Consider the following 15,901-nt stretch of genomic DNA (forward strand, 5'->3'; position numbering starts at 1 on the left):
GGATGTGACGGTTATAGGGCTCCGGCGTCCCGGGCTGTCCAGGCGCTGGGGTAGATCGGGCGGAAGCCGAGTTCTCGGCGGATCCGCTGGTTGGACACGATTCCGAACCAGGGGTCGGGGTCGGCGAGCTTCCTGTGTTTGGCGGGTGCTTCGATGCCGTTGAGCTGGTACAACTCGATTGTCGTGACGGGGGCGTCATCGGCGATGTTGTAGATCCGGCCGGCGATACCCGGTGCGTACAGCAGACGCATCAGGCCCTGGGCGACGTCCGCGTGGTGGGCCATCTGAAGGCGCTGGTGCGGCGCCCAACCGGACGCCCAGTGCAAGGCGTTGGCGAGGTGCGGATCGCCCTCGCCGTAGACGAAGGGGAGCCGACCGATGCGTACGTCCAGGTTCTTGAGTGCGAGGAGTTCGCGCTCGGCCTCCGCCTTGGACTCGGGGTAGGCGCCCCACAACTCGCCACCCGGTCGGCTCTCGTCGTCCTCGGTCAGTGGGCGGCCCCGTCCGACGCCGTACACATTGTTCGTACTGACCTGCACGAACCGCTCCACGCCGGAGGCCTGCGCGGCGCGGCCCAGGGCCACCGCGGCGTCCCGGTTTACCGCCCACGCCTCCTCATCCGGCACGCCGCGGAAGGAGGCGGCGACGTTCACGACGGCGTCTACGCCGGCGAGGGCCTTGCCGAGTGTCTCCTCATCGCGCATGTCTCCTATGGCGAGATGGGCGCCCAGCTCTGCGAAGCGCTCGCCACGTGCTGCGTCCCGCACCAGGACTCGCACTTGCTCGCCCGGCTGTCGCTGGGCCAGCAGTCTTGGTACGAAGCGGCGTCCAACTTGTCCCGTCGTACCGGTCACCAAGGTCAGCATGATGTGCTCCTCACGCACGGTGTCGCCTGTCGTTGATGACCAGCCTCGGCGGATGCGGAAACGACCGGCAGAGACCTCTCGATCAGGGGATCGGGAGTCCCTGGATAGACCGGCCGGCGTCCCGCACCCTGGAGAGGTGAACCGAGCCGAACTCGCTGACTTCCTGCGCCGCGCCCGCGCCCGCCTGGACCCCTCCGACGTGGGTCTCACGGCAGGCGCCCGCCGCCGTACGCCGGGGCTGCGCCGAGAGGAGGTGGCCCAACTGGCCGGCATGTCCGTGGACTACTACACGCGGATGGAACAGTCCCGGGGCCCGACCCCCTCCCGCCAGATGCTCACCTCGCTGGCCCGCGCCCTGCGCCTGACGGAGGACGAACGCGACCACCTCTTCCACCTCACCGGTGAACAGCCGCCGCGCCAGGAGGCGACCAGCACGCACGTGCGCCCGGGCCTGCTCCTGGTGCTGGACCGGCTGCACGACACCCCGGCGATGGTGGTGACCGACTACGGCGAGGTACTGGCACAAAACGCGCTGTCACGGGCGCTGAGCGGAGACCTCTTCGCCCGCCCGCCCCGAGAACGCAACATGATCCGCCGCTTCTTCCTGGACCCGGCGGCCCAGGAGCTGTTCCCACCCGAGGACCGCCCCGAGCGCGCCCGCGAGCAGGTCGCCGGCCTACGAGCGGTGTCCTCGGCCCGCCCCACGGATCCCGAACCGGCCTCCCTCATCGCAGAACTATGCGCCGCCAGCGAGGAGTTCGCCCACCTCTGGGACGAACACGAGGTCGCCGTTCGTCGCGCCGCCACGAAACGCTTCCGGCACCCTTCGATCGGCATCCTCGAACTCGACTGCGAGATCCTCGCCAACTCCGGCCACAACCAGCAGCTCGTCATCCACACGGCCCGCCCGGGCACAGAGTCGTACGAGCGCTTGCAGTTGCTGCGTGTGGTGGGCTTGCAGGATTTGACGCCGACGAGCTCTTGAACGCCTGCGCGCCTTCCAGGTTCACTTCCCCGCCCACCGATCCCGCACGCCCTTGCTCGGGCCTAGGAGGACGCCGGCGTCCCGCCCGGGCGATGGATGGGCCGCGTCTGCGGCACGCCTCGGGCGGGCGGCCGTCACCGACGAGAACATGGCGCAGACAGTAGCGGCGCATCTGCCCTGCGGTGATCAACGCGATGTCCATCACACAGACCACACCCAGCCAGCCACTCGATCTCGTCGCACATGGAAACCTCGCAGTCTGGATGTAGACCAGGTCGGCAGCACCTTAACCAGCGGCGCTGACAGTCGACTGAGCTGCCCGAACTTCGCATCGAGGGGATCGAACGTGCCACAGCCGTGCCAGGCGAAGCCCGAGCCACGCGGGACACCGGTGACGTGGTGGCAACCCCCGTTCGGGCCGGGCCGGGGACTCCGGTGACGCGGCCACCCACCGTCACGGACCGTATCCGCACCCGCGTCGGCCGTCAGGCGGTCCCCGGGGGCGGCAGGGGCGGGCCGTCGCGTCACGCAACTCGGTGCCGCTGACCATCGCGGCCGCCGACTACACGACGCCTGAATCGACCCCGAGCACCAGGACCCGGAGGAACTACGCGCGCACAGGGGCCGAGCAGCGGTAGGCGAGGTCACACCGCAGACGCCGAGCGCCCAGCCCCTCTGATAATCCCGGCCGTGGGCGTCGGTGGTGTCGCGGGTGGCCATATGGCCGGGGCACGGTTGCCATTCGGATTACCCTTCCGTGCCGGTCCGGGCCCCGGGTCATCCGCGGGCCTGGCACCAACCGATCCCACGTGCGCCCCACTGTATAGCGGTGTGCTATACAGTGGGGGTATGGCGAAGCAGATCAATATCCGGCTTGATGATGCCGTTCATGCCCGTCTCGTCGCGCGCGCGGAGGCCGAGGGCACCACGGTGACCGCTCTGATCACGCAGGCCGCCGAGCGTGACCCGCGCCTTGACGGCGGGGCTGCGACGGCTGCTGCGTTCCTGGCCAAGCATGCCGCTGAGTTTGCCGAGGCGTTCCCGGAAGAGGAACCGGACAGCGCCAGCGGACGGGCCGCCTGAGGTGGAGTTGCAGGTCGACATCCGCTGGCTGCTGGAACGCCAGGCCGAGGTCCTGCCGAAGGAGCCGTCGGTGCATGACTTCTCCGGCTTGGTCGCAGCGGTCGCCCGCCACCGGGTGAACGCTCCGACGCTGGACTACACCGTGGATGCCGCCTGGCGTGCGGCAGCGCTCTTCCATGAGATCGTCTCGGTGCGTCCGCTGCCGGCTCGCAACGCCATGTACGGGGCGCTGATCGCGGTGGCCTATATGGCGGCGTCCGGCGAAGCAGTCGATGCTCCGTACGGGGCTCTCAGCGACCTGGCGCAACAGGTCCGGGCGGGACGCGCGGACGTCTACGCGTGCGCGGACCAGATCCGCCGCTGGCGGCTCTGAACCGCCGACGGCGGCGCGTCGAGCGCAGGGCGGCGACGATGGGTCGCTGGACATCCTGCGGTCCGATTCCCCGGTGCCGAGGCGCGTGTGCCGCCCCCACGATTCCAGTGTCGTTATCGCTTTCGGCGCCTTCGGCCGGGGGGACGGCATCCGTCCTCCGAGCACAGACGCAGCCCTCCCCGGTGCCGCAGGCCGCTGCGCCTGTGCTGGCATCAGCTGCTGGCCTGCCAGGTCGCGTCGAATGTGCTGGCGTCAGCTGTAGTTGGAGTGCTGGTCAACCTTGGGCGGCGCGCCTGGTGCGAGCGGGCAGCGGCTGCGCGCGATCGGCAGCCGAGGGCCTGGGGGAGATCCACTTCCGCGACCGCAGCCGCGGCCGGAGCGTTCGGGTCTGGAGGTGGACGTGACCGAGATCGACTGCATCGACTTCGAGAGCCGGTGGAGTGCTTGGCCAATGATCGCGAACGGCCGTTCACTCGGCTCTGGGCCGCAGCGGTCCCCATCCTCCGATACCGCTGAGCCACGCGGCCTCAGCGCCGCTGAGATTGCCGCAGTCCTGGGGGAGCAGACCGTGATCGCTCGGGTGCGGGTACTCGGGTGATGGATGTGGTACGCAGGTGCTGATGGAAGCCTGATGTCACGTCCTCGCCCATGGGATTCGCGGAATCGGTGGTCAAGTTGTGTCACACGCGTGCGCGGAGTCGACGGGATGACGTCGGACGAAGTCGAGGACGGTCTGCGCCACGAGGGCGGGGTTCTCCAGTGGCATTGCGTGGCTGACACCTGGCAGAGTCACGCGCTGGGCATGGGCGAGCCGCCGGGCCAGTGCGCGGTTCCGTGCCTGGAAGGGGTTGTTGAGGCGCTCGACTTCGCCGCCCGCCACGAGCAGCGTCGGCTGTCGTAGCGCTTCCAGTGCGACGGCGTCGGCGTCCCATGCGGCGAACGCGGCTCTCTCGTGCGCGAAGAAGTACCGGCCGCTGAGTACCGACGCCCTGAAGTCCCCGGCACCGAGAGCGCGGATCATGACGTCCTGGTAGCCGGGTGCGCAGACACTCCCCAGGAAGAGGTCGAAAGCCCGTTCAAGGTCGCCGGCCTCCGCGGCGGCTACCGCCTGGCAGACGGCGTCGCTCTTCGGCTCGCCGGGGGCGTACGGCCTCGCGGATTCCAGCAGCACCATTGACCGTACGAGCCGGGGACGGGTGACGGCCAGATGCAGGGCGAGGACCGCACCGCTGGAGTGACCGACGACATGGGCTTGTTCGATTCCCTGGGCCTGCAGCACGTCCGCGAGGTGCAGTGCGTGGTCGGCGACGTTCAGCCGACCGCTGAGGTCGCGGCTGCGGCCGTACCCGGCGCGGTGGGTGCGTACGACCCGGTAGCCGGGCAGGAGCCCGGTGAGTGGAGCGAACCAGTCGGCGCCGAAGGAGGCGTGGACCAGCAGCACCGCTTCGCCGTCCCCCTCATCCCAGAAGGCGATGTCCGCGTTCGGTGTCAGGAGGTGGTTTTCCGCTGGCATGACCATCGCCTCAGCAGCTTCGGCGTTTTGACCTGACTTTCATAACCTTGTTCCAAGTGAAGGTGTTCCCGGTGGACGATCCGCTACTGCCGTGGCGGCCGGGGTGCCTGCGCTGAGTTCGCCGCGCGGTGGCGATCTCGTTGCTGGTGGCGCACTGCGCCTCGTAATCCAAGGAGCCCGGCCAGGGGTGGCCGTTGGTGTCCGGCGTGCACCCCACTTCCGGCCCGCGGCAACGCCTGCACCAATTTGCCCGATCACCTGCGGCTTCGCTGTGACTCACCGGTCTGTTGCCGCAGGCCGGGCCCGGTGGTGAGTGAGGCGTGTGGCTCTGACTTCCCTGGGAACCGCCCCTTTGGAGCCATGAAGACAGGATGGAGAGGTGGAGGGCGGGGCGGATTCGCAGGAAACGCTTCCTCGCCGCTGGGCGGGGCGAGAGGGTGCACTGCTGATCCGGCGCTCGGGAGCGGGGTTGCGGCGGCCCCAGGCCCGGTCCGCGCGCCGTGGGGTGGTGGCATCGCGGGCTGAAGGCTGCTTGCGGCGTCGTTGTTGGGGTTGCGGGAGCCGTTGCGCGGGCCGTTGCAGCAGGCGTTGCGCGGGCCGTTGCAGCAGGCGTTGCGCGGGCCGTTGCGCCAGGCGTTGCGCACTTTCCGGCGGCCGAGCTGCATTTGTACTGGTCACGGGCTGTTTTGCGGGCGTCTGCCGGTCTGACTTCTCCTGTGTGGGGGGTGGTGGCGTGGTGCGGGGATTGTCCCTGCGCGGGGCGCGCCCGTCTCTTCGGCCGTTGCGGGGGCGGGCCTGGGAGCCGCTGCGCTGGGCTGGAGACGGGAGAGCGCGGCCCGCAGAGGGCGGGCCGCAGGGCTGGCTGCGCGGCCGTGTGCGCCCTAAGACAGCCGCAGGATCGATGGCGGGCCATCCGGCCGCGGCCAGTGCGGCGAGTATCGCTGCGGCGTGTGCGGCATCAGCCAGACCCCGACCACCACCGCCCGCGCTGCTGCTCCGGGTATGAGGGGCGCCGAGACGGTCATGCCGAGGATGGCCTCAGCGGTGGCGCGGGCAATCCGACCCGGCCGGGCGGCAGGTGGCGGAGCAGTCGGCGGATCAGGGTGACGGAGATCCCGGAAGCATCTGCCGCGCGTGGCGTGCTTGCTGGTGCTGGCGCTTTCGCCTCCCTGGCTGCGCTCGAGGACGAGGTGTGGCTGGACCGTTGCGGGCCTGTGAGGGCGGGGGCAGTGTGGTGGTGTCGATGCGCTGGCAGGGGGAGCAGGTGGCCGGGTTCTCAGTGGACTGCCCGGCCGGTACTCCGGGCGTGGGTTCGGTGACCGTGGACGCTGGTGTGGTGGGGCCGCGATCTTTCTCGGTGGGTGTCGATGCATCGGATGAGAAGATCCGGTGGGCTCTGACGGTGACCCAGTCCGAATAGCACCGGCCGGCCCGGGGCAAGATCCGCTGCGCTGTCCCTTGCGCTATCCGTTGCATCGACCTGCGGGGAGGTGGTTGCGTCCTTGGAAGTGGTGTAGCGGGTTGGACCTGATGCGGGGGTTTGCTCCGGTGTCTGGGTTGGTGCCCGCATAGATGCACGGCCACCGGCTGATTTTTCGAGGGAAGTTGGCCCTCACTGCTTGATCAACGTTGTCCCTTTGAAACGAACCGCACCCAACGCCGTGAGCACCCCCCAAGCGCTCTCGCTCCGCCAAACCACTACGGCGAGGGGGCTGGCAGGAACTGCCTTCAGCGTGTGACTCACGCATGGGGTGCGTGGGGCCGGGCGGGCGGTGAGCTGGCTGTACGCGCCGATGCGACCGGCAGGCTCCCTCCTGGAGGCGGGGGCGGTCACGGACCGTCGGATGCATGGCGGACCTTCATGGGGAAGTGACGTGTGCGGCTGGCTGTGGCGAGACGGGGCCGGCGGAGACCATGACCGAGATGCCGGGTGGCGACTACCAGTGTGCTGACTGCCTGGGTGCGGCGATGTTGCGCGAGCCGATGGATGATAGGGCGTTGCCGGAGGAGTCCCGGCCGACGGGGGGTCCGAAGGCAGTTCTGCATCGCCGGGCGGGCTGACAGCGGTGAGCGGCTGGAGGTAGCCGCTCACCGTGGCGGTCGGTACTCACTGCTTGGGGGCAGCGCGCACTCACCGGTCGGGTCCCGGGGGTGGTGAGTGCGGGGGCGGGGCCCCTGGGGGGAGGTGGGGGCCCCGCGGTGCGCACCTGCGGTGACGGGGTGCGGGCGCGCAGGGTCCACTGAACCGGGTCTGTGGCTGCGGGGACTGCAGGCGCGACGTCGCGGGCCTGGTCGCCACTCCAACGGATGCGCACGGGCTCGTATGGTGCGTCGCTGGCTTTGCTGTGGTCAGGCGTGCGCATTGCGGGTGCGGCAGGCTGGAGGGGTGGATGAAGCGCGGTTCGTGGTGCACGGTTTGTCGTCGCAGGGCGGCCGGCTGGTGACGATGCACCGTGAGGACCGGATGGAGGACGACTACGTCGGCACGGCGTTCTCCGAGCACGACCTGCTGCTGATTCTGCGTTCGGCTGGCTTGCCCGATCCGGACCTGGTGGTGGACGATCCACGCTGGGTCGAATGGCGGGGCGCGGCTGCGCACCGGTGGGGGAGTGGCTGAGCCGGACCGCGGGGCGGTCGGCCACGTCAAGGGACTTGACGCGTCTGACGGGCGCGAGCGCCAGGAAAGATGCGACATCATCGCGATGCCCGATGGCGGGCCGATGCGGTCCGCCGGTTCGGCACGGAGCTGGTCGACGGTCTCCTGGCCCGGGCCGCGCCGCCGCGACGGTCATCCGCGCCCGGCTGCGCGGCGTCGTGGTGGACCTTGCGGCCACGGCCGCGTACGTCACCGCAGTCGTGGCGGTGATGCGGCGGGGTCGGTTTCGTCGCCGGCACCTGCTCGCCGAAGCCCGCCGCCACCTCGCTCACACCCTCCACGGCGCGTCGCGCGCGCCGGGCCTGGACCATCGCATCACGGATATGGCACTTTCCGAGCACTGCCGCGAACTCACCTGCCCCCAGGCGCCTGCCGGCGGGCCGTGACCGCAACTCATCGTCTCTACCGCACCCGCATCCAACTACCGCCGGAACTCACCGCCATCGAGGAACAGACATCGTCGGCACTCACCGATGCGGACGGAATACCGCGCCTGCCGCTGCGCTCCGGACACGCCATCGAAGCCGGGCTCTGGCTGAAGCGCAAGTTGCCTCGGCCGGTGAGTTCTCGCTCCCGAGACTGCTTACGGCCGAGTCCCCACCGTGCAGGGCAGCAAACGGTGGGGGCTCGGAATGGTGGGGCGATCGTCAGTTCGCGCACCCCACCTGGCTGCACCGGCTTTGACAGGCCGTGCAGAGTTTGTGGCATCCCTGGGCGGTGACCACCGTTCCCCACCCGCGGCACCTTGTGCAGTCGCGAGCTTGCGTGACGTCAGCACGAGGCGGGGGTCGGGGCGCATCGTTGGCTACATAGGGCATTAGGGCTCCTTAAGGCGCAGCGATGCGACTGATATGAGAGTTATTAACTGTTACTTCAGGTATACACCCTGACCTGCGTTATCGGACTGTTTGGCCGGTAAAGCCTGAAGTCTTCGCATAAAGCCGAGCGCGAAGTTGGCCCCCGTCACGACAAAGCGAGACGCGGGCGTGGCGCATGCCCGACGGCGTCGGGGGACGGACAATCCCTGCCCTTGACGGATGTCTGGCTGGCGCGGGTGGGCACCGGCCGGCCGCTCTCGATGAGGGTGCCGCAGAGCCGGTAGCTGCGCTGTCAGATACCGGGGCCAGACCACGGGCCATGACGGGTCGATGGCCTCCAGCGCATCACGCCGTTCCTCAGACAGCGCGCCTGCGGTGGAGCTGATGGGCAGCCCTGCCTCCCGGCTCTGCGCTGACCGCGCAGGGCCAACCGCTGGCGCTGCGCCGGGGGAGCGAGGGTCGTTCCGGCGGGGGCGGGCGCCGGGCCTGTGGGCAGTTCCTACTTCTTGGCGTTGCGGCAGGGATTGCGAAGGGCGTTGCGAGAGCCGTAGCGCCGGGCGTTGCGAGGAACGTTGCGTACAGCCGGGAGCCGAGCTGTATTCGCCTTGGCCACAGCCGGGTTTGAGAGCGCTTGTCGGGTTCCCCGCCGGGTTGTGCAGGCGGGGGCCGGCTGCCAACGTGGCGCGCCATTTTCGAGGCGGCGGGCCAGGAAGTTCCTCGGCATAGGGAAACTGGTGCAGCACGTGCCCGTGGCGGGTGGCTGCCACTTGGTTCCGGCCCGGTGCCGGGCCGACGATCGGCAGCCGGCAAGGGTGGCGACGTGGTGCGTCTCCCGGGCAAAGCACCACCTCGTTTGTGTCGGCTGCAGCCGACGAGTTCGCGCGCTCTGCGATTCCGGATCAGTGCATCCTGTCCGACCGCGAGCGGATGAGGCCCCGCAGCCTGACCCGACTACGGCTCGCACCATCACCGCGTACCGCGGTGGTGGTGCGAGCGAGCGATCGGTGCCACCAGCGCGGACTCGTGGCCGACACCTGTCGCGCGTCCTCCGGGCATCGGCTGATGATGGGAGTACGACCGAACACGCGGAGCTGATCATGACGGGTTGGCGGGTCAGGGACTACGCCCAGGACGATCTCGAAGCGCTGATCCGAGTCGACATGAAGAGCGGTACGACCGAGGAGCCGCCGCTCTTCCCGCTCTCGGACGCCGTGACCGCTCTTCAGGCCCGTCACCCGGCTGTGGTGGCCACGGCCGACGACGTGCTGATCGGCGCCGCGGTGAGCAGGGTGGAGGGCGAACGGGCTTGGATTTTGCGCATCTGCATGGCGCCCGGCTGGCGGCAGCGCGGTCTGGGCAGTGCTCTGATCACAGCCGTTGTGCAACGGCTCTTCGCCAGCGGCGTCCGCGCCGTGCACGCCGCCCTGCCCGAGGGCGAGACCGGTGCCACCGCCCTGCGTAACTGTGACTTCGGCGCCCGCCCCGGCCTGGTCTTCTTCGAAAAGCGCGGGCCGGTGACTTCGCAGTCGGCCGGCACGCTGTCCTCACTCGGAGCGGAGCTGCCGCCGGGGGGACTGTGGCAGAAAGTCGCCGGCATGCAACGGGAGAAGCAGCTCATCGAGCGGCGCCTGGTCCTGCCGCTGGCCCATCCCGAACTGGCCGCCCAGCACGGAGTGGAACTGCCACGGGCAGTGATGCTGTTCGGCCCGCCCGGGACCGGCAAGAGCACGTTCGCGCACGCGATCGCCAGCCGCCTGGGATGGCCCTTCCTCGAACTGTTCCCCGCACGTCTGGCCGCCGAGTACGGCCTGGCGACCGGGCTGAACCGGCGCTTCGACGAGATCGCCCGGCTCGACCACGTTCTGGTTTTCATCGATGAGGTCGAGGAGATCGCCGGTGAACGCGGCGGCGCGGACGCGGCCGCGGTCGGCGTCGTCAACGAACTGCTCAAGGCGATCGTCCGGTTCCGAGGCCAGGACGGACGGCTGCTCGTCTGTGCCACGAACGACGTGACCACGCTCGACTCCGCGTTCCTGCGACACGGCCGCTTCGACTATGTGCTGCCGATCGGCCCTCCCGACCACACCGCCAGGACCGCGCTGTGGGAGAGCTACTTGGCCCGAGCGGGCGGGCACGCCGACAGCGCGGTTCTTGCGTCTGCCAGCAAGGGGTTCACCCCGGCCGACATCGCCCATGCGGCGCGAACCGTCTCCCAGGCCCAGTTCGAGCGCACATTCGACACCGGAACCCGGGCCGTCCCGACCACGGACGACTACCTGGACACGATCCGTGACACCAAGCCCACGGTCAGCCCCGCCATAGCCCAGGAATTCGCCCAGCAGAGGGAGAACTTCGCCCGCATCTAGCGTCCAGACCGACGGCGAGTCGCTGCGACGGACGTGTCAGGCCGGCGTAGGTGGCGTGCCGCTGCCCGTATCGATGAGGATCTGCGTGGCGTCGGTGACGTTGTCGGCCTGTACGGCCCTGGCCATCGCGGTGCGCGCCGCGTCGGGCGATGTGTCGGGAGGGACCAGCATCAAGGAGAAGTGGTCCCGGTCGCCCCGGGTGATGAGGACGGTGTCGTCACCGACCGGGAAAGAGTCGATGTGCACGACTCGGTCGTCGACCATTATCCGGGTCGGCAGTTCGTCCCAGGCGTTGCTGTCCAGGCCGACTCGGGTGACAGGCCCGAGATGTTCGGTCAGCGCGGTGATCAGCGAGGGAAGCTCGGCAGCGATGTCCCGTGTCCGCGGCCACCATGCGCCGTCAAGGGTTCCTTCGCGGGCGTGTGTCGTCTCCAGCCGCAGCAGGGCCGTGCCGGGTTTCACCGACTGGTGGACGGCGTCCGGCAGGAGCCTGCTGGGAAGGCGGGGGGTGTTTGAGTCGGCCATGGTGTCCGCCCGTCCGCACAGAGCAGTACAGTGCGATCACAGAGGGTGCGACCGCGATACGCCCGCTTGCACACCGTACTCCGCACGACGCGCGAGCGCTTCGCCCGCCGGCCGCGGTGACGGAAACAAGCAACGGCTCCGGCGTATACCCGCCGGAGCCGCCCTTCCGGGTCATTGCACGTGAGCGTGCGCCGACCCGCATTCCACGTTACGCCAAAGGGATTGCTCCGGCATAAGAGGTCGCTCATTTGGTGAATCTGCGGTAGCAGATGACGGTGCAGGCGATGCTGGTCAAGGCCAGGAAGTGGTCGGCTGCGCTTTCGTAGCGGCAGTGGCCGGCGGCATCCGGCTGCGCGCCGCGTGGGCTGCTCCGGCCCGCCTGACATGCAGGATCGCCGCCATGACTCTGCGGCGGTCACAGCCGCTGCGCGTCTCGCGCAGGCTGTCCGCAGACGAGGGCGCCGTCGCGGATCGGCCGGGCGGGCCGGGTGTGCCCGCCGCTGGCCCGGTCAGGTCCGGGCCGGTACGTCACCCCAGGCGGTTGTCGGTGGCCAGTCGGCTCGGCGGGCCCGGGCGGTGTCCGCTCGCTTGCGGCTCTCCGCCGCATCGCGTGTATCCGCCGGCCGAGGCGGAATCTCTCCCTCGTGCGGACGGCCGGTAACGGCCGCGTATCCCGTGCCCGCTCCGGACTGGAACGCCTCCACGGCCCCGGGGGGCTGCGTGGTGTCGACCGTCAGGTGCAGGCGGGTGCCGCCTTTGGGGGTTGCTGGATAGCTGCGCTGTTCCGTAGCCGCGAAGTGCCGCCGCAGCGTTTCAGCGACACGGCGGGCGGCCTCGGGGGTCGCGGCGATGACGCGAACCTCGGCGAGTGCGGTGCCGGGCGGCCCGGTCCGGCCAGTGTGCGCGGCAGACGGCAGGCGGTCCGAAACGGTGACACGACGGGGCGAGGCCAGCAGCCGTGCGGGTCGCTGCACACTCACTGCCGTCGAACCGGTGCTCAGCAGCCGACGACGGCTTTCGTCTCGCGGCTCGTCCCGCACCGTCCCGGCTGGGGAGTCCGCGGAATCGCCGGCGCTCTGCTCTGGGAGGGCGACGGTCCGACGACGGTACGGAAGCAGATCGCCGTAGCGGAAAGCGGCGATCCGCTGGTCGTGACGCTCGTTGAGCGCACGGATCAGGAAGGTGCCCACGGCGATCATCGCGAGGAGCACGGCAAGGCTGATGAGGATTGTCATCAGGCCCACGTCCCCCCGCCGTGGTCGGGCGCCGCGGCCGTATCAGCCGCGGACGGCGTTCCGCCTTCCGACTCCCAGTCTGCTTCGCCTTTGCGGTCCGATCCCACGTCGTCGTCCGCCATGATGCCGCTCGCGGTGAGCCGGCACCGGGGATCGGCCGCGGCTGCCATCAGCCTGGTCGCTGCGGCCAGATCACATTCCGGCGGGATGACCAGCAGATCGAGGCGGCCGGTGGTGTAGGAGAGCAGCAGCATTTTGTTCGCGTCCTGCTCGGTGAACCACCCGACGTGGACGACATGTCCCGAGGCTGGCACCCTGCGCGGGATCACAGGCCAAAGTGTGGGGTGCACTGCGACTCGGGTCACTCGCGCCCAGCGGCGATCCAATGTGTCGATCAGGGCCGGGAGTTCACGGGTGAGATCGCGGGAACGAGGCCACCAGGCCCCGTCCAGCAGACCCCGGGCGGCATCGGCCGGCTTCAGTGCCAACCGAGGCGGCGGCATCGGTGGTGAAGACTCCTGCTCATCAGGGACGAGCGGGCGATCGAGGATCATACTCATGACACGGACCTGACTCCGGGCGCGGCACCGCTTGCCCGAGATGGTCGTTCGCCGGGAACGACACCGGCATGAAGACCCGTGTGCGAAATGCTCCTGGTCTCTTCAGTGTACTCCGTGTGGGGAGCTGGCGGAGCGGCGGTTCAGCTGTCAGTTGATGTTGGTCATTCGCGGCCGGAACTCGTCCGAGGCCGCGGCCGCGCATGTGGTAGCTGTCTCCCTCGAGGGAAACCACTTCGGCGGGGTGGGGCCGAGAGCGGTGACACTCGCCTATTGGGGGTTTGTTCGCAGGCTCCCCGTGTGTCCTGCTGCCGCCGGAACTTATTGCCCTCGAGGAACGGGCGCCGCCGGCACTCACCGATGCGGACGGGGTCTGTGGCCCGTTCCTGCGCTACGGACACGCGTACGGCCGGCGTCGGGCTGCAGGTCCGGCGGCTTTGATCTGGGCAAGCCCGTTCCCGGACAGGCTGACCACAACGCACACAGCGCCCTGCTCTATTGCGTCCCCAGGTCCTCACCACCGTCATCGCCGACGAACACCGCCAACGCTGCGCCCTGGCACGAGACCCCGGAACCCCGGGGGGAAGTTCCGGGAGTCTCGCTGTGCACAGTCGCGAGGTTCAACGACCGGCCGCAGCCGATGTCACGCACATTCGACGCCTAACTGCGCGAGGTCATGGGGGGTGACCAAGCGGCTGCTGTTTTGTGGCGAGCGGGGTGGTTCAGCTGTCGTGGGGGTCCGGGCTACATCAGCCGCCGGCCCGGCGGTCTGCACCCCGCGCAGCTGCAGCAGCTGCTCCTCGACGCTCGCGATGGTGCTGGTGATCAGCGCCCGCTCCTCGGCGGGCACCGCCGCGCGCCACATCCTCCCCGAGCCTGGCGCCTTCTTCTCCTTGCCCAGCACCCGCAGCTACCCGGCCATGGTCGCGCTCTGGTGCGCCTGGCGCAGCTACCACGGGTCGCTGCCGTATCCGGGCGGCCCGCCGACCCCGCCGGCGCAGACGGATGACGCTGCCCATCCAGGAGGACAGCGGCCAGCCGAAGTCGGTCGCGGCCAGCGGCCCCAGCCACGCGCGCCCGACCCGTTCCCCGAGCCGGCGGCAGAACGCCCCGTCCGCGGTCCGCGGCCGCGGCCGCTCACCCCGTTATGTTTTTCGCGGTCCTGCAAGAGGGCCGCTGGCCTCCGGGCCCGGCATGACTGTTGCCCCCTGTCGAACGGATGACCTGGGGGGTGGTGTCACCGGGCCCGAGGGGTGCCGTCGGAGACGCTGATGAGAGGTCCGACCGCCGCCTGGCCGGGCGCAATGCCTGGTCGTTCGCGGGCGGCAGGTCTGCATAACGTGGATGCGCGAGAACGGCCCCGACGCCCAGGTCAGCACTCAACGAACGAGTGGGGGCACGGTGATCGACACCAGCAGCGTGGGCGTCTTCCTTGGCCTGGACGTCGGCAAGAGCACGCATCACGGCCATGGGCTGACCCCGGCCGGGAAGAAGGTTTTCGACAAGCCGCTGCCCAACAGCGAGCCGAAGCTGCGGACCGTCTTCGACAAGTTGGCAGCAAAGTTCGGCATCGTGCTGGTGATCGTGGACCAGCCCGCCTCGATCGGGGCCCTTCCGCTGACTGTCGCCCGGGACGCCGGCTGCAAGGTCGCCTACCTGCCCGGACTCGCGATGCGCAGAATCGCCGATCTCTACCCGGGCGAGGCCAAGACCGATGCAAAGGACGCCGCGGTGATCGCGGACGCCGCCCGCACCATGCCGCACACCCTGCGCTCGCTGGAACTGACCGACGACATCACCGCCGAGCTCACCGTGCTCGTGGGCTTCGACCAGGACCTCGCTGCCGAGGCCACCCGCACCTCCAACCGGATACGGGGCTTGCTCACCCAGTTCCACCCCTCGCTGGAACGCGTCCTCGGGCCCCGCCTTGACCACCAGGCCGTCACCTGGCTGCTGGAGCGCTACGGATCCCCGGCCGCTCTGCGGAAAGCCGGCCGCCGCAGGCTCGTCGAAGTGATCCGGCCCAAGGCCCTGCGCATGGCCACCCGGCTGATCGACGACGTCTTCGACGCCTTGGACGAGCAGACCGTCGTGGTCCCGGGGACCGGCACCCTCGACATCGTCGTGCCCTCGCTGGCCCGCTCCCTCGCGGCCGTTCACGAGCAACGACGTGCCCTGGAAGCGCAGATCGAGGCCCTGCTGGAGGCCCACCCTCTTTCCGAGGTCCTGACGTCGCTGCCCGGCGTCGGCGTCAGGACCGCCGCAGTCCTCCTGGTCACCATCGGCGACGGCAGCGCGTTCCCGAGCGCCGCCCACCTCGCCTCCTACGCCGGCCTCGCCCCCACCACCAAGCAGTCCGGCACCTCGATCCACGGCGAACACGCACCCCGAGGCGGGAACCGGCAACTCAAACGGGCGATGTTCCTGTCCGCGTTCGCCGCCCTCCACGATCCAGCCTCACGCGCCTACTACGACAAATGCCGAGCCCGCGGCAAAACCCACACCCAAGCCCTCCTCCGCCTCGCCCGCCACCGCATCAGCGTCCTGTTCGCCATGCTCCGCGACGGCACCTACTACCAGCCCAGAACCCCCCGCCTCGCTTGACGAAAGACATAGAGGCACCCCCTATCTGTCCACGCCAGCTCAGCCATGGCCGGGTCCAGCAACGCGTCCGTCATCGCGACTGTCGGCAGCGGCCTAAATGTGGGTTCTGGATCACTTTCCGTGCTGGGGCCTAGGGTCACCGAAACCGCGATCATGAACGGCCATGGGTGATGTGGTCCTGGCCGACCTGTGGTGCCACCAGGTCGAGGGTGTGCTGATCGAAGGCGCGCTGCTGGACGGCGAGTTCGTGATCGTACGGGCTCGCGCTGTCGCGGACCAGGCGGGGTGTCCTGGCTGCGGTGTGGCATCGAGCCGTGTGC

General features: G+C 69.5%; 11 protein-coding genes and 1 pseudogene. 6 read left to right on the forward strand and 6 right to left on the reverse strand.

Annotated elements, in window-relative coordinates:
* Positions 1-11: 11 nt before the first annotated feature.
* Positions 12-866 (reverse strand): NAD-dependent epimerase/dehydratase family protein, encoded by an 855-nt coding sequence (locus ACFZAU_RS40940; protein WP_500556456.1) that lies wholly within the window; start codon positions 864-866, stop codon positions 12-14.
* Positions 867-1,002: 136 nt separating this feature from the next.
* Here ACFZAU_RS40940 and ACFZAU_RS40945 point away from each other — a divergent pair, with 136 nt between their 5' ends.
* The 3 genes from ACFZAU_RS40945 to ACFZAU_RS40955 all read left to right on the forward strand — a co-directional run bounded on the left by ACFZAU_RS40945 (position 1,003) and on the right by ACFZAU_RS40955 (position 3,307).
* Complete coding sequence (locus ACFZAU_RS40945) at positions 1,003-1,851, forward strand: helix-turn-helix transcriptional regulator (protein WP_500556457.1); 849 nt, start codon at positions 1,003-1,005, stop codon at positions 1,849-1,851.
* Between the two features lie 849 nt (positions 1,852-2,700).
* Positions 2,701-2,934 carry a type II toxin-antitoxin system HicB family antitoxin gene (locus ACFZAU_RS40950; RefSeq protein WP_500556458.1) on the forward strand — a complete coding sequence of 78 codons (234 nt, stop codon included), beginning with the start codon at positions 2,701-2,703 and terminating at the stop codon, positions 2,932-2,934.
* Position 2,935: 1 nt separating this feature from the next.
* On the forward strand, positions 2,936-3,307 hold the full coding sequence (locus tag ACFZAU_RS40955; protein ID WP_500556459.1) for a toxin Doc: 372 nt from the start codon (positions 2,936-2,938) through the stop codon (positions 3,305-3,307).
* Between the two features lie 670 nt (positions 3,308-3,977).
* On the opposite strand, the gene ACFZAU_RS40960 is transcribed toward ACFZAU_RS40955, so the two are convergent.
* A complete protein-coding gene (locus ACFZAU_RS40960) occupies positions 3,978-4,820 on the reverse strand; it encodes an alpha/beta fold hydrolase (RefSeq protein WP_500556460.1) in 843 nt (280 codons plus the stop codon).
* Positions 4,821-7,206: 2,386 nt separating this feature from the next.
* Between ACFZAU_RS40960 and ACFZAU_RS40965 the strand changes: the two genes are divergently transcribed.
* Together ACFZAU_RS40965 and ACFZAU_RS40970 are read left to right on the forward strand one after the other, a co-directional pair.
* Positions 7,207-7,437, forward strand: a complete 231-nt coding sequence (locus tag ACFZAU_RS40965) for a hypothetical protein (RefSeq protein ID WP_500556461.1) — start codon at positions 7,207-7,209, stop codon at positions 7,435-7,437.
* Between the two features lie 1,954 nt (positions 7,438-9,391).
* Positions 9,392-10,660, forward strand: coding sequence for an ATP-binding protein (locus ACFZAU_RS40970; protein WP_500556462.1), 1,269 nt, complete (start codon positions 9,392-9,394; stop codon positions 10,658-10,660).
* A gap of 36 nt (positions 10,661-10,696) precedes the next feature.
* Here ACFZAU_RS40970 and ACFZAU_RS40975 read toward each other — a convergent pair whose 3' ends face one another.
* The 4 genes and pseudogenes from ACFZAU_RS40975 to ACFZAU_RS40990 form a co-directional block, all read right to left on the reverse strand.
* Positions 10,697-11,185, reverse strand: coding sequence for a DUF5994 family protein (locus ACFZAU_RS40975; protein WP_500556463.1), 489 nt, complete (start codon positions 11,183-11,185; stop codon positions 10,697-10,699).
* 712 nt (positions 11,186-11,897) lie between these two features.
* A pseudogene (locus ACFZAU_RS40980) lies at positions 11,898-12,102 on the reverse strand (hypothetical protein); the annotation flags it as partial.
* Positions 12,103-12,419: 317 nt separating this feature from the next.
* Positions 12,420-12,980 (reverse strand): DUF5994 family protein, encoded by a 561-nt coding sequence (locus tag ACFZAU_RS40985; protein ID WP_500556464.1) that lies wholly within the window; start codon positions 12,978-12,980, stop codon positions 12,420-12,422.
* Between the two features lie 640 nt (positions 12,981-13,620).
* Positions 13,621-13,881, reverse strand: coding sequence for a hypothetical protein (locus tag ACFZAU_RS40990; protein WP_500556465.1), 261 nt, complete (start codon positions 13,879-13,881; stop codon positions 13,621-13,623).
* A gap of 440 nt (positions 13,882-14,321) precedes the next feature.
* Here ACFZAU_RS40990 and ACFZAU_RS40995 point away from each other — a divergent pair, with 440 nt between their 5' ends.
* Positions 14,322-15,581 carry an IS110 family RNA-guided transposase gene (locus tag ACFZAU_RS40995; protein WP_500556466.1) on the forward strand — a complete coding sequence of 420 codons (1,260 nt, stop codon included), beginning with the start codon at positions 14,322-14,324 and terminating at the stop codon, positions 15,579-15,581.
* Positions 15,582-15,901 lie beyond the last annotated feature (320 nt).

It is taken from the genome of Streptomyces sp. NPDC008238, assembly GCF_042956445.1.
In the GTDB taxonomy this organism is placed as follows: domain Bacteria; phylum Actinomycetota; class Actinomycetes; order Streptomycetales; family Streptomycetaceae; genus Actinacidiphila.

What these genes read in the sequence shown, in the direction of transcription:
- ACFZAU_RS40960 (WP_500556460.1), bottom strand. Translation starts at nt 4,820, where the DNA reads ATGCCAGCGGAAAACCACCTCCTGACACCGAACGCGGACATCGCCTTC.
- ACFZAU_RS40950 (WP_500556458.1), top strand. Translation starts at nt 2,701, where the DNA reads ATGGCGAAGCAGATCAATATCCGGCTTGATGATGCCGTTCATGCCCGT.
- ACFZAU_RS40975 (WP_500556463.1), bottom strand. Translation starts at nt 11,185, where the DNA reads ATGGCCGACTCAAACACCCCCCGCCTTCCCAGCAGGCTCCTGCCGGAC.
- ACFZAU_RS40970 (WP_500556462.1), top strand. Translation starts at nt 9,392, where the DNA reads ATGACGGGTTGGCGGGTCAGGGACTACGCCCAGGACGATCTCGAAGCG.
- ACFZAU_RS40995 (WP_500556466.1), top strand. Translation starts at nt 14,322, where the DNA reads ATGCGCGAGAACGGCCCCGACGCCCAGGTCAGCACTCAACGAACGAGT.
- ACFZAU_RS40940 (WP_500556456.1), bottom strand. Translation starts at nt 866, where the DNA reads ATGCTGACCTTGGTGACCGGTACGACGGGACAAGTTGGACGCCGCTTC.
- ACFZAU_RS40985 (WP_500556464.1), bottom strand. Translation starts at nt 12,980, where the DNA reads ATGAGTATGATCCTCGATCGCCCGCTCGTCCCTGATGAGCAGGAGTCT.